We start from the raw sequence: 13,567 nt of genomic DNA, 5'->3' as shown, positions 1-13,567 counted from the left end.
AAGCGCATACCCGGGACCAAAACCCCAGGGAGTGGTTTGGCGAAGACTTGGAGTTACCCCCGCCCGTCTCAACAATCCGCGGGGAGAAGGGAGCCCGGATCGGCGCGCGCCTACGGGCGCGCTTGTCCGGGACGACAGCGGAGTATGAGGCGATAGCGAGGTCTTCAAGCGCCAAGCGCCTGACGCGCGGCGAGCCTTACGCGGCCCTGATATTGCCCATAAAGCGATCGAGCTCGGCGCGCAGGCGCGTGCTTTCGGATGACAGCGTCTTGGCCGAGTTCAGCACCTCTTCCGAGGCCGAACCGGTTTCGGCGGCGCCGCGATTGACCTGACCGATGTCGGTGGCTGCGGTCTGTGTGCCCTGCGCAACGGTCTGGACGCTGCGGGCGATTTCCTGCGTCGCGGCGCCCTGCTGCTCGACGGCGCTCGCAATCGACGTCGAGATCGACGAGATCTGGCCGATGGTCGCGCCGATCTCCTTGATCGCGGCGACCGACTCGGCGGTCGCGCCCTGCATCCCCGTAATGTGGGAGGAGATTTCGTCGGTCGCCTTCGCGGTCTGGCTCGCCAGCGACTTCACTTCGCTGGCGACCACGGCGAAGCCGCGGCCGGCCTCGCCGGCGCGCGCCGCCTCGATGGTGGCGTTGAGCGCAAGAAGATTGGTCTGCTCGGCGATCGCCGTGATCAGCTTGACCACTTCGCCGATCTGCTGCGCGGCATGGGAGAGTTTTCCGATGCGGCCGTCGGTTTCCTTCGCCTGCACCACGGCAGCTTCCGCAATACGACTGGAGTCGCGCACCTGGCGGCCGATCTCCTCGACGGAGGCCGAGAGCTCTTCCGTCGCGGTTGCCACCGACTGCATGTTGCTGGAGGCCTGCTCGGAGACACCGGCGACCTGGCTCGACAGGCTCTGCGTGGTCTCGGCGGTGCGGGTCAGCGTGGAGGCCGCCGATTCCAGCTGCACGGCCGAGGCCGAGACGTTGGAGACGATGGCGCCGACGGCGCTCTCGAAATCGTCGGCAAAGCGAATCAGCTCGGAGCGGCGGCTTGCGGCCTGCTCGCGGTTCTGGGCTTCGCTGGCGGCGGCGTCGCGCTCGGCTTTCGCGACAGCCTGAACCTTGAATTCCTCGACCGCGCCAGCCATCTCGCCGATCTCGTCCTTGCGGCCCAGGCCCGGCAGCACGACGTCGAAATTGCCGGACGCAAGCTCGCGCATCGCCTTGCACATCGCGATCATCGGACGCGAGATGCCGTTGCCGAGCATCAGGGCCAGCACGGCGCCAATGGCGAGGCCGCCGAGCGCCATCATCAGCATCAGCCGTTCGGTCTCGGTGATGGTGGAGTTGGCGCTCGCTTCGATGCGCTGCTGATCCGAGGTCAGATCGGACCGCAACTCGGCCGAGAGCTTGAGAATGCCCGCCGCCGTCTTGGTCATCTCGCCGTTCAACTTGACGATGATCTTCACGTTCTCGGTCAGCTTCGAGAAAGAGGTGCGGTACTGCTTCAGCAGGTTGCCGATCTCGGTGACGCGGTCGGTGATCTTCTGGTCATTGGCATAGATCGAGACCAGCAGGGTCTCCAAAAACTTGATGCGGGCGATCACGCCGTCGGCGGTCTTCGGCTCCGGCTTGGCGACGAAGGCGCTGACCGAGGTGGAGACCGCGAGATATTGCGAGGTGACGTCCTTGGCGGTGGTCTGAACCGAGTTCAGGCCCGCCAGCGCGGCCGTATCGGCGAGATCGTCGAACTTGAAGCGGATCTTGTTGCCGACGCTGTTGAGCTCGTCGGCGGCGATCTTGTTGTTCTCGCGGGTCAACGTGATGATCTCACCGAACACCTTGGTGAAGCGCTGGAATTCGGCCTCGAGCTTGCCGACCTGCTCGCGGCGCGCCGCGCCGGTCGTGGCCGCCACCGACTTGGCGATCGCGCCCTTCAGATTCTCTTCGGCGGCCTTGGCCGCGGTCTCGTCATCGGTCGCGCCCGTTAGCGTATAGGCCCGCGCCAGTCCCTGATAGGCGATCAGCTCGCGGTCCACGGTCCGCGCGAGGTCCGCTTCCGACACGCTGGCCCGGTAGGAGGCGACGGCGGCCTGGATCCGCTCGAAGCCGAAATAGGCGAAAGCCATGCTGACGGCGAGGATGGCCAGCACCGCCACGAAGCCGAGGATGATTTTTGCACGAAAACGCAGGGTGAAGAGCTTCGATGTGTTCGGCGTCGACTTGACGGGCATTCCCCACCCCATTCCATTCGCGGAAAACCAGGCGCAGCCCGGAAGCAGCCCGCTTCCTGACTCGTGAGCACGGTAGAGTGCAAAGGATAAGCGGCGGTAAATTTATGGCGTCGCAACTTGCGGTTAGGTGACGCGGGGAGATGCGCACTCGGCTGTCGTCCCCGCGCTCACGCGCCTTCGCGGGACGACAGCCGAGAGTGACGCGACGGCAGCGGCTTCGGACGCGGCCGAGCCTTATGCCGCCCGGATATTCCCCATGAACCGGTCGAGCTCGGCGCGCAGGCGGGTGCTTTCGCTGGACAGGGTTTTGGCCGAATTCAGGACCTCCTCCGAGGCCGAGCCGGTTTCGGCGGCGCCACGGTTGACCTGGCCGATGTCGGTGGCGGCGGTCTGGGTGCCCTGCGCGACGGTCTGGACGCTGCGGGCAATCTCCTGCGTCGCGGCGCCCTGCTCTTCCACGGCGCTCGCGATCGAGGTCGAGATCGACGAAATCTTGCCGATGGTGGCGCCGATCTCCTTGATCGCGGCGACCGACTCGGCCGTCGCGCCCTGCATGCCCGCGATGTGCGAGGAAATCTCGTCGGTGGCCTTCGCGGTCTGGCTGGCCAGCGACTTCACTTCGCTGGCGACCACGGCAAAGCCGCGGCCGGCCTCGCCGGCACGCGCCGCCTCGATGGTGGCGTTGAGCGCCAGAAGGTTGGTCTGCTCGGCGATCGCGGTGATCAATTTGACCACCTCGCCGATCTGCTGGGCGGCGTGCGACAGCTTGCCGATCCGGCCGTCGGTTTCCTTGGCCTGAACCACCGCATCTTCCGCGATGCGGCTGGAATCGCGGACCTGGCGGCCGATCTCCTCGACGGAGGCCGAAAGCTCTTCCGTCGCGGTTGCGACCGACTGCATGTTGCTCGAGGCCTGCTCGGAGACACCGGCGACCTGGCTCGACAGGGTCTGCGTGGTTTCGGCGGTTCGGGTCAGTGTGGACGCCGCCGATTCGAGCTGCACAGCGGAAGCCGACACGTTCGACACGATGGCACCGACCGCGCTTTCAAAGTCATCGGCGAAGCGAATCAGCTCGGAACGACGTGCGGTGGCCAGTTCCTTGTTCTGGGCTTCGCTGGCGGCGGCGTCGCGCTCGGCCTTGGCCACGGCCTGAACCTTGAATTCCTCGACCGCGCCGGCCATCTCGCCGATCTCGTCCCTGCGGCCGAGGCCCGGCAGCACGACGTCGAAATTGCCCGACGCGAGCTCGCGCATCGCCTTGCACATCGCGATCATCGGACGCGAGATGCCGGTGCCGAGCAGAAAGGCGAGGATCGCGCCGAGCAGCGTGCCGCCGACGGCCAGCATCAGCACCAGTTGCTCGGTCCGTCCGATGGTCGCTTCCGACTCCGAATCCAGCCGCTGCTGTTCGGCGACGAGGTCCGCCTTCATGGCGGTGGCGCCTTGCAGGATCGCACCGGCAGAACCGCTCATCTCGGTGACGAGCTCATCCACCATCTTGGCGTTGGCGATCAGCTTCTCCAGCGCTTCGCGATAGGCCACGAGGATGGTCTTGGCGTCCTTCAGGCCGGCGACGATCTTGTCGTCCATGGAATAGACCGCGCCGAGCGAATTCTCGACGAATTTCAGCCGCGCCAGCGCGCTGGTCGCGATCGCCTGGTCGGACGTCAGCACGAAATTGGTCGCCGCCGCGCTCGCGGTCTGGAACTGGGCGTTGACCTGCTTGGTGCCGAACTCGATCGACTGCGCCTCGGAATCGGAGGCATTGTTGCCGATATCGTCAAGCTTGTATTTCAGGAGATTGGCTTGGCGCGTCAGCTGGTTCTGCACCAGCAGCGCGCTGTCGCGCTTGGCCTGGAGGACCTTTGCGAAGGTTGCGGAGAAGTTGGAGAATTCCTTGGCGAGCTTGTTGAGGCCCTCCTGCCGCGCCGGCTTCTGGGCACTCTTGACCGCCTGGTCGATGGCGCTCTTCAGGCCGGTCTCGGCGTCCAGCGCTGCCTTGGCATCGTCCTCCTTGCCGGTGACGACGAAATAACGGACTGCCGAGCGGTAGGCGAGCAGCTCGCGGTCGATGTTGCGGGCGAGATCGGCCTCGGTGACGCTGCTGCGGTAGGACCCGACCCCGGCCGAGACCCGCTCGAAACCGAAATAAGAGAAAGCCATGCTGCCGGCGGAGATCACCAGCACCGCGGCGAAGCCGAGGATGATCTTGGCGCGGAACCGGAGGGTCGGAAATATTGTACGCTTCGACGGCGACGCGATACGCCCGGACATTCCAACCCCCATTTTCTATTCAGCCGTGATCCGGAGGCGCCCCGCCGGATGCGCAAAACTAGGGCAGAATGGATAAAGGGCGGTAAATTCGCCGCACCTGCGCAATTTCCGGCTTTGTCGGCCAAAAGCCGACCGGATGGGATGACGGCTGGCATCCCACATGGGCCGACCATTTTGCGGCGGTCGACCCGCTTCGCCGGCCCAAGTCATTGCCCGCTCGTCAGGATCGATAACTTTTCCATGACCGGCGTGACCAAAATCCTAGTTGCAATGTCAGGGGGCGGCGGTCTCTAATTAGAAACAATCAAAATCAATCCGGGGAGGTATATTCCGTGTCTACAGTCAAACTGACGGTGAACGGCAAGGCCGTTGCCGTCGACGTCGAGGACCGCACGCTGCTGGTCCAACTCCTGCGGGATCACCTCAACCTCACCGGGACCCATGTCGGCTGCGACACCAGCCAGTGCGGCGCCTGCGTCGTACACGTGGACGGCAAGGCGGTGAAATCCTGCACCATGCTGGCCGGCCAGGCCGACGGCGCCAGCGTCACCACCATCGAAGGCATCGCCAAGGGCGATGAGCTGCATCCGATGCAGGCCGCCTTCCGCGACAATCACGGCCTGCAATGCGGCTATTGCACGCCGGGCATGATCATGTCGGCGATCGACATCGTGCACCGCCATGGCGGCCAGCTCGACGAGCCCACCGTGCGCCAAGAGCTCGAAGGCAATATCTGCCGCTGCACCGGCTACCACAACATCGTCAAGGCCGTGCTGGACGCAGCCGGGCGCATGAAGGTCTCGCAGGCGGCCGAGTAAATCGGCGCGCCTCGAATAAAGAACCACCGCTGCCGCTTTCGAGGGAAAGCGCAGTCAAAGAAACTTCCGGTCGGGAGGACCAGACATGGGTGTTGAAGGCATCGGCGCGCGCGTCGTGCGCAAGGAAGACAAGCGTTTCATTACCGGCAAAGGCCGTTACGTCGACGACATCAAATTGCAGGGCATGACCCATGCCCATTTCATCAGAAGCCCGCATGCGCATGCCAAGGTGAAGAAGATCGATTCATCCGCCGCGCTCAACATGCCGGGCGTGGTCGCCGTGCTCACGGGACAGCAGATCGTCGACGACAAGGTCGGCAATCTCATCTGCGGCTGGGCCATCACCTCCAAGGACGGCAGCCCGATGAAGATGGGCGCATGGCCGGCGATGGCGCCGGAAACCGTGCGCTTCGTCGGTCAGGCCGTCGCGGTCGTGATCGCCGACAGCAAGAACCTCGCGCGCGACGCGGCCGAAGCCGTGGTCGTGGATTATGAAGAGCTGCCGGCAGTCGCCGATATCCATGCCGCGATCAAGGCCGGCGCAGCCCAGCTTCACCCCGAAGCCCCCGGCAACCAGGTCTATGACTGGGTGATCGGCGACGAGGGCGCGACGGATGCCGCCTTCGCCAAGGCCGCCAATGTGGTCAAGCTCGACGTCACCAACAACCGCCTCGCCCCGAACGCGATGGAGCCGCGCGCGGCGATCGCCGACTATGACGCGGCGGAAGAGCACTTCACGCTCTATACGACCTCGCAGAACCCGCACGTCGCCCGCCTCGTGCTCTCGGCGTTCTACAACATCGCCCCCGAGCACAAGCTGCGCGTGATCGCCCCCGACGTCGGCGGCGGCTTCGGCTCAAAAATCTTCATCTATCCCGAGGAGATGGTGGCGCTGTGGGCCTCGAAGAAGGTCGGCCGTCCAGTAAAATGGACCGGCGACCGCACCGAGGCCTTCCTCACCGATGCGCATGGCCGTGACCATGTGACCCATGCCGAAATGGCGTTCGATGCCAACAACAAGATCACCGGCTTGAAGGTGAAGACCTACGCCAATTTCGGCGCCTACATGTCGCTGTTCTCCTCGTCGGTCCCGACCTATCTCTACGCGACGCTGCTGTCGGGCCAGTACAACATCCCGGCGATCCATGCCGAGGTGGTCGGGGTCTACACCAACACCACGCCGGTCGACGCCTATCGCGGCGCAGGCCGCCCCGAGGCGAGCTATTTGATCGAGCGGCTGATGGAGACGGCGGCGCGGCAGCTCAAGGTCGATCCGGCAGCACTGCGCCGGAGCAACTTCATCACCCAGTTCCCGCACCAGACGCCTGTGATCATGGCCTATGACACCGGTGATTTTAATGCCTCGCTCGATGCCGCGATGAAGGCGATCGACTATGCCGGCTTCGCAGCCCGCAAGGCCAAGGCGAAGGCGGACGGCAAGCTGCGCGGCATCGGCGTGTCCTGCTACATCGAGGCCTGCGGCATCGCGCCGTCGAAGGCCGTCGGTAGCCTCGGCGCCGGCGTTGGTCTGTGGGAATCCGCCGAAGTGCGGGTCAACCCGGTCGGCACCATCGAGATCCTGACGGGCTCGCACAGCCACGGCCAGGGTCACGAGACCACGTTCTGCCAGCTCGTTGCGGAACGCTTGGGCGTTCCCATCAGCCAGGTCTCGATCGTCCATGGCGACACCGACAAGGTGCAGTTCGGCATGGGCACCTACGGCTCGCGCTCGGCGGCCGTCGGTCTCACCGCGATCCTGAAGGCCATGGAGAAGATGGAGTCCAAGGCCAAGAAGATCGCGGCGCATGCGCTCGAAGCGTCCGAGGGCGACATCGTCATCGAGAACGGCGAGTTCAAGGTGGCCGGCACGGACAAGGCGATCGCCTTCCCGATGGTCGCGCTCGCGGCCTACACCGCGCACAATCTGCCTGACGGGATGGAGCCGGGCCTGAAGGAAAGCGCCTTCTACGATCCGACCAACTTCACCTTCCCGGCCGGCGCCTACATCTGCGAGCTCGAGGTCGATCCCGGCACCGGCAAGACCTCCTTCGTCAACTTCGTCGCGGCCGACGATTTCGGCCGGCTGATCAACCCGATGATCGTCGAGGGACAGGTCCATGGCGGCCTTGCCCAGGGCATCGGGCAGGCGCTGCTCGAGCACGCCATCTACGATGCCAACGGCCAGCCCGTCACGGCCTCGTTCATGGACTACTCCATGCCGCGCGCCGACGACCTGCCCTCGTTCAACCTCTCCCACACCACGACGCTGTGCCCGGGCAATCCCCTGGGCATCAAGGGCTGCGGTGAGGCCGGCGCGATCGGCGCCTCTGCGGCCGTGATCAACGCGATCACGGATGCGATCGGCAAGAACAATCTGGAAATGCCCGCAACCCCGGACCGGGTGTGGCGCACGATCCACGCGGCCTGAGAGGAGCAACAAGATGTACCAGACCACTTATCATCGCCCCTCCTCGGTCGACGAGGCCGTCGCCCTGTTCGGCAAGAGCAGTGAGGCGAAATTCCTCGCCGGCGGCCAGACCTTGCTGCCGGTCATGAAGCAGCGGCTCGCCAGCCCGTCCGACGTGATCGATCTCGGCAAGATCAAGGAGCTGCAGGGCGTCGAGCTCTCGGGCGACGTGCTGACCATCAAGGCCGGCACGACCTATTTCGACATCATGCAGAATGCCGACGTGAAGAAGGCGATCCCCGCGATCGCCTATCTCACCTCGGTGCTCGGCGATCCCGCCGTGCGTTATCGCGGCACGATCGGCGGCTCGATTGCCAACAACGATCCCGCCGCGGATTATCCGGCCGCGCTGCTGGCGCTCGGTGCCACCGTCAAGACCAACAAGCGGTCGATCTCGGCCGAGGACTTCTTCCAGGGCCTGTTCACGACGGCGCTGGAAGACGGCGAGATCATCACCGCAGTGTCGTTCCCGGTGCCGGCGAAGGCGGGCTACGAAAAGATGCGGCATCCGGCCTCACGCTTCGCGCTGACCGCCGTGTTCGTCGCGCAGACGAAGTCGGGCGAGATCCGTGTTGCCGCCACCGGCGCCTCGCAGAGCGGCGTGATGCGGGTCCCCGCGATCGAAGCCGCGCTGAAGGCGAACTGGTCGCCGTCGGCGCTCGACAATGTCAGCATTCCGGCGAGCGGATTGCTGGCCGATATCCACGGCACGGCCGAATACCGCGCCAACCTCGTCAAGGTGATGGCGCAGCGCGCGGTGGCCGCCGCGGGCTGATCGCGTCGATAAAGCGCGACAGCGCGTCGCGCCTTAGCGCCTCAACACAAATCTTCCGCGGCGCGCAGAAATGCGCGCCGCTTTTATTATGCGCCCATGCATGAAAACCGCTTGCCTCGCGGACATGAAGGCGAGAAAAGTTAATCAGCCAATTAACTCGCCCCCAAAGAGGAACGTCAAAGGCGATTGCCGGACCACCGGAATTCGCCGGCGACCCGAGGAAACAACAACGTGCTCGATAAACCAGCGCCCACCTCCTCCGTCCGCACCTCCGGCCCGCTCTCGGGTTTCCGTGTCGTCGAATTCGCCGGCATCGGACCCGGCCCATTCGCCTGCATGATGCTCGCCGACATGGGCGCCGATGTCGTCACGCTCGATCGCGTCGGTGCGAAGAAGAGCATGAAGTCGGTCGCGGGCCGCGGCCGCAAGGTGATCGAGCTCGACCTCAAGGACAAGGCGGCGATCGCAGAGGTGCTCGACCTGCTTGCCAGCGCCGACGCGCTGGTCGAGGGCTTTCGTCCCGGCGTGATGGAGCGGCTTGGGCTCGGCCCCGACGTCGTGCTCGCGCGCAATCCAAAACTCGTCTACGGCCGCATGACCGGCTGGGGCCAGGAAGGCCCGCTGGCCAACGCGGCCGGCCACGACATCAATTACATCTCGATCACCGGCGCGCTCGCCGCGATCGGCACCAAGGAAGCCCCGGTGCCGCCGCTCAATTTGGTCGGCGATTTCGGCGGCGGCGCGCTCTATCTCGTCGTCGGCGTGCTCGCCGCCCTCCTCGAAGCGCAAAGGTCCGGCAAGGGCCAGGTCGTGGACGCCGCGATGTGCGACGGCGCGGCATCGCTGATGTCGTTCTTCTTCGACATGAAGACGATCGGCCGCTGGAGCGAGGGGCGCAACCAGAACTTCCTCGACGGCGGCGCACATTTCTACGGCGTCTATGAATGTGCCTGCGGACACTTCGTCTCGATCGGCTCGATCGAACCGCAGTTCTACGCGCTGCTGCGCGAGCACGCGGGCCTGACCGATGCCGACTTCGACGCGCAGATGAACCCCAAGGCCTGGCCCGCGCTGAAGCAGAAATTGCAGGCCGTGTTTAGGAGCAAGACCCGCGAGGACTGGTGCAGGATCATGGAAGGCACCGACATCTGCTTCGCGCCGGTGCTCACCATGTCGGAAGCGACCGAGCATCCGCACATGGTCGCCCGCAACGTCTTCCTCGAGCGCCACGGCGTGAAGCAGCCCGCGCCCGCGCCGCGGTTCTCACGCACGCCGTCGGCGGTGCGGGAGCCGGAGGGCGCGGAGATTGGTGCGGTGACGGCTGCGTGGAAGAGGTAGATCTAGCCCCGGCAAAGATCGCGTAGGGTGGGCAAAGGCGCGAAGCGCCGTGCCCACCATCTCTCCACAATCCTGATAAAAGTGGTGAGCACGCTTGCGCTTTGCCCACCCTACGGCAGTGTGCCCGAACGCAGCGACCTACGCCGCCGTATCCACCTTCAACACGCCGCGCCGGATCTGATCCTCCTCGATCGATTCGAACAGGGCCTTGAAGTTGCCCTCGCCAAAACCATCGTCACCCTTGCGCTGGATGAACTCGAAGAAGATCGGGCCGATCGCGTTGGCGGAGAAGATCTGCAGCAGCACCTTGGTCTGACCGCCATCGACCACGCCCTCACCATCGATCAGGATGCTGTTGGTCTGGAGCCGCGCGACGTCCTCGCCGTGCTTCGGCAGGCGCGCGTCGATCTTCTCGAAATAGGTGTCGGGCGGTGACGGCATGAAGGGTAGGCCGGCTTCGCGCAGGCCTTCGATGGCGGCGTGGATATCGCGGCAGCCGCAGGCGATGTGCTGGATGCCCTCGCCGCGATAGATATTCAGATATTCCTCGATCTGGCCGGACTCGCCGGCGTCCTCGTTGATCGGAATCCGGATCTTGCCGTCGGGGCTGGTCAGCGCGCGCGAGAACAGGCCGGAGGCGCGACCCTCGATGTCGAAGAAGCGGATCTGGCGGAAGTTGAACAGCTTTTGGTAGAAGCCCGTCCACACATCCATGCGGCCGCGATGGACGTTGTGGGTGAGGTGATCGAGATAGAACAGGCCGGCGCCGACCGGCTTGGAATCGCGTGCGCCCAGCCACGCGAACTCGGCATCATAAGCCGAGCCCTTGGCGCCGTAGCGATCGACGAAATAGAGCAGGCTGCCGCCGATGCCCTTGATCGCGGGCACGTCGAGCGTCTTCTGCACCGACGACACATCGGCAGGCTCGGCGCCGAGCGCGATCGCACGGTCATAGGCCGCCTTCGCATCGACCACGCGAAACGCCATCGACGGCGCGCAGGGGCCGTGCGCGGCGACGAAGTCGAAGCCGTGGGTGCCGGGCTCCTCGTTGACGAGATAGTTGATGTCGCCCTGTCGATAGACCGTGATCTTCTTGCTCTTGTGGCGGGCGACGGGCGCATAACCCATCAGCTTGAACAGCGCGTGCAGCTCTTCCGGATTGGGATGCGCATATTCGACGAACTCGAACCCGTCGGTGCCCATCGGATTGTCGGCGGTGACGGTGGCCGGCGGTGCATCGTGCGGAAACGGACCCATGGTGCTCTCCAATTGCTGCTGCCATGAACTATCCTTCACCGGGCGTGCAATGAGCGTGCAAACGGGACGCGTTTTGGCTATCATATGCACGATCCGTGCATGAAATGGATAAATGACGCATGATCTCCGTAGACGCCTTCGACCTCAAGATCCTGGGCGCGCTCCAGGACGACGGCCGCCTCACCAACCAGGAGCTCGCCGATCTCGCGGGTCTCTCGGCCTCGCAATGCTCGCGGCGGCGGATGCGGCTGGAGGAGGAGAAGGTGATCTCGGGCTATCACGCCGATCTCTCCAGCGAAGCGCTGGGCTTCGGTGTGATCGCCTTTATCCAGGTGGGGCTCGCGACCCACTCGCCGGACAATTCGAAACGCTTCCGCGCCTTGGTCAACCGCATCGACGAGATCCAGGAAGCTTATTCGCTGACGGGCGACGCCGATTACGTGCTCAAGGCCGTGCTGCGCGATCTCAAGGGTCTCTCCAACCTCGTCAACGACGTGCTGATGCCGCACCAGAGCGTGGCGCATGTGCGCTCCTCGATCGTGCTCGACAGGCTCAAGGAAAGCTCGCGGCTGCCGCTGAAGGATTTGAAGGCTGGCTGAAATCGAGGGAACTACGCCATTCGCGCTTCACGCGCCGTCTGCGATGATCAAGCCAATCTGCGGAGATTCAGCCATGGCCCTCCAGCTTCGACCGAACTGCGAATATTGCGACCGCGACCTGCCGCCTGATGCAACGGATGCGCGGATCTGCTCCTATGAATGCACATTCTGTGCGGATTGCGTGGAGACGAAACTCTCCAACGTCTGCCCGAACTGCGGCGGCGGTTTTGCGCCGCGCCCGATCAGGCCGACGCAGGAATGGCGACCGGGCGTGTGCGTCACCAAACACGTGCCGTCCGACAAGCGGGTGCATTTGAAATACAGCCCGGAGGATGTCGCCGCGCATTGCGCGCGGATCAAGGACGTGGCGCCGGAGAGGCGGTAGGCTCTCAACACCGTTGAGGCCGTAGGGTGGGCAAAGCGAAGCGTGCTCACCATGACCACCACGACTGCGGAAGAATGGTGGGCACGGCGCTAATGCGCCTTTGCCCACACTACGACACTGGAACGCGCGGCTACTCCGCCGCCAAAATCGTCCCCTCGACCTCCCCGAACCCGACCCGGTAGCCATTGCCCTGGCACCAGCCGCGCATGACGAGGCTGTCACCGTCTTCCAGGAACGAGCGCTTGGCGCCGCCGGGCAATTCCACCGGCTCGGTGCCGTTCCAGCTGATCTCCAACAGGCTGCCGCGCTGGTTCTTCTCCGGGCCGGAGATGGTGCCGGACCCAAGGAGATCGCCGACATTCATCGCGCAACCGCTGGAGGCGTGGTGCATGAGCTGCTGCACCGAGGACCAGTACATGTATTTGAAATTGGTGCGGCTGATGCCGGCGGGCGCATTGGCGCCGGCCGCGCGCAGGGAGACGCCGAGTTCGAGATCATAGTTCTGCGGCTTCGCCTGCTTGAGATAATCCAGCGGCACCGGCTCCTGCTCCGGTCCCTTCAGCCGGAACGGCTCCAGCGCCTCGCGCGTCACCACCCACGGGCTGATCGAAGTCGCGAACGCTTTTGCCAGGAACGGCCCGAGCGGCACATACTCCCATTGCTGAATGTCGCGCGCGCTCCAGTCGTTGAGCAGCAGGAAACCGAAGATCATCTCCTCGGCCTGTTGCTCGCTAAGCATGCCGCCCATCGGCGATGGCTGGCCGACCACGACGCCCATCTCCAGCTCGAAATCGAGCCGCTTGCACGGCCCGAAGCTCGGCAGCTCGACATTCGGCGGCTTCAACTGCCCGCGCGGCCGCTTCACCTTCGTTCCCGAGACCACGACGGTCGAGGCGCGACCATTATAGGCGATCGGCATGTGCAGCCAGTTCGGCTGCAGCGCGTTGTCCTTGCCGCGGAACATCACGCCGACATTGGTGGCGTGCTCCTTCGACGAATAGAAATCGGTATAGCCGGACACTGCGAACGGCAGATGCAATTTTGCATCGCGCATCGGCACCAGGGCCTGGTTGCGCAGCTCCTCATTGTCGCGCAGCTCCGGATGATCATTGCGCAACAGCTCGCTGATCCGCGCGCGTGTCTTCGTCCAGACCTTCGGTCCCAGCGTCATGAACGGATTGAGCGAGGGGCCGGAGAACACGCCGAGCGGGCCGACGTCGAGACGGCAATCCTGCTCGAGCGCCCAGAGATCGAACACGTAGTTACCGATCGCGACACCGACGCGCGGCGTCGGATTGGCCGAGGTCGAGAACACGCCATAGGGCAGGTTCTGGATCGGGAAGTCGGAGGCGGGATCGACGTCGATGAAGGAGCGGAGGTTGGGGTCGTTGGGGTGGGGCATGTTTCCTGCCATACGAATTCTG

The 13,567-nt window shown here is 64.6% G+C and carries 10 protein-coding genes; 6 read left to right on the top strand and 4 right to left on the bottom strand.

The features are described 5' to 3' along the window. Positions 1–196: 196 nt before the first annotated feature. A complete protein-coding gene (locus AC0L3X_RS22655) occupies positions 197–2,230 on the bottom strand; it encodes a methyl-accepting chemotaxis protein (protein WP_063980506.1) in 2,034 nt (677 codons plus the stop codon). 234 nt (positions 2,231–2,464) lie between these two features. After that, positions 2,465–4,504 (bottom strand): methyl-accepting chemotaxis protein, encoded by a 2,040-nt coding sequence (locus AC0L3X_RS22650; protein WP_231143781.1) that lies wholly within the window; start codon positions 4,502–4,504, stop codon positions 2,465–2,467. A gap of 332 nt (positions 4,505–4,836) precedes the next feature. Here AC0L3X_RS22650 and AC0L3X_RS22645 point away from each other — a divergent pair, with 332 nt between their 5' ends. From AC0L3X_RS22645 to AC0L3X_RS22630, 4 genes are all read left to right on the top strand, one after another. Next, a complete protein-coding gene (locus AC0L3X_RS22645) occupies positions 4,837–5,322 on the top strand; it encodes a (2Fe-2S)-binding protein (RefSeq protein ID WP_063980504.1) in 486 nt (161 codons plus the stop codon). An 85-nt stretch (positions 5,323–5,407) separates the two neighbouring features. Continuing rightward, positions 5,408–7,750: a xanthine dehydrogenase family protein molybdopterin-binding subunit gene (locus AC0L3X_RS22640; protein ID WP_063980503.1), complete on the top strand. Its 2,343-nt coding sequence runs from the start codon at positions 5,408–5,410 to the stop codon at positions 7,748–7,750. 13 nt (positions 7,751–7,763) lie between these two features. Beyond that, the gene (locus AC0L3X_RS22635) at positions 7,764–8,564 is read left to right on the top strand and encodes an FAD binding domain-containing protein (RefSeq protein WP_028149283.1); all 801 of its coding nucleotides are present in this window, start codon (positions 7,764–7,766) and stop codon (positions 8,562–8,564) included. A gap of 231 nt (positions 8,565–8,795) precedes the next feature. Continuing rightward, a complete protein-coding gene (locus AC0L3X_RS22630; RefSeq protein ID WP_354131681.1) occupies positions 8,796–9,902 on the top strand; it encodes a CaiB/BaiF CoA transferase family protein in 1,107 nt (368 codons plus the stop codon). A gap of 138 nt (positions 9,903–10,040) precedes the next feature. Here the strand turns inward: AC0L3X_RS22630 and hppD are convergent, their stop codons facing one another. Continuing rightward, positions 10,041–11,159 (bottom strand): 4-hydroxyphenylpyruvate dioxygenase, encoded by a 1,119-nt coding sequence (hppD, locus tag AC0L3X_RS22625; protein ID WP_354131682.1) that lies wholly within the window; start codon positions 11,157–11,159, stop codon positions 10,041–10,043. A gap of 119 nt (positions 11,160–11,278) precedes the next feature. On the opposite strand from hppD, the gene AC0L3X_RS22620 reads away from it, so the two are divergent. Next, positions 11,279–11,758 carry an Lrp/AsnC family transcriptional regulator gene (locus AC0L3X_RS22620; RefSeq protein WP_038959069.1) on the top strand — a complete coding sequence of 160 codons (480 nt, stop codon included), beginning with the start codon at positions 11,279–11,281 and terminating at the stop codon, positions 11,756–11,758. A 73-nt stretch (positions 11,759–11,831) separates the two neighbouring features. Beyond that, on the top strand, positions 11,832–12,143 hold the full coding sequence (locus tag AC0L3X_RS22615; RefSeq protein ID WP_028149287.1) for a DUF1272 domain-containing protein: 312 nt from the start codon (positions 11,832–11,834) through the stop codon (positions 12,141–12,143). Positions 12,144–12,273: 130 nt separating this feature from the next. Here AC0L3X_RS22615 and fahA read toward each other — a convergent pair whose 3' ends face one another. After that, positions 12,274–13,545: a fumarylacetoacetase gene (fahA, locus tag AC0L3X_RS22610; RefSeq protein WP_473316765.1), complete on the bottom strand. Its 1,272-nt coding sequence runs from the start codon at positions 13,543–13,545 to the stop codon at positions 12,274–12,276. Positions 13,546–13,567: the final 22 nt, after the last annotated feature.

It is taken from the genome of Bradyrhizobium sp. MI1.7, assembly GCF_055811795.1.
This window is presented reverse-complemented; position numbering and strand designations above follow the sequence as displayed.

Excerpts from the sequence above, each read along its gene's own strand:
- AC0L3X_RS22615 (WP_028149287.1), top strand. The coding sequence starts at position 11,832 with ATGGCCCTCCAGCTTCGACCGAACTGCGAATATTGCGACCGCGACCTG.
- fahA (WP_473316765.1), bottom strand. The coding sequence starts at position 13,545 with ATGCCCCACCCCAACGACCCCAACCTCCGCTCCTTCATCGACGTCGAT.
- AC0L3X_RS22620 (WP_038959069.1), top strand. The coding sequence starts at position 11,279 with ATGATCTCCGTAGACGCCTTCGACCTCAAGATCCTGGGCGCGCTCCAG.
- hppD (WP_354131682.1), bottom strand. The coding sequence starts at position 11,159 with ATGGGTCCGTTTCCGCACGATGCACCGCCGGCCACCGTCACCGCCGAC.
- AC0L3X_RS22635 (WP_028149283.1), top strand. The coding sequence starts at position 7,764 with ATGTACCAGACCACTTATCATCGCCCCTCCTCGGTCGACGAGGCCGTC.
- AC0L3X_RS22655 (WP_063980506.1), bottom strand. The coding sequence starts at position 2,230 with ATGCCCGTCAAGTCGACGCCGAACACATCGAAGCTCTTCACCCTGCGT.
- AC0L3X_RS22640 (WP_063980503.1), top strand. The coding sequence starts at position 5,408 with ATGGGTGTTGAAGGCATCGGCGCGCGCGTCGTGCGCAAGGAAGACAAG.
- AC0L3X_RS22650 (WP_231143781.1), bottom strand. The coding sequence starts at position 4,504 with ATGTCCGGGCGTATCGCGTCGCCGTCGAAGCGTACAATATTTCCGACC.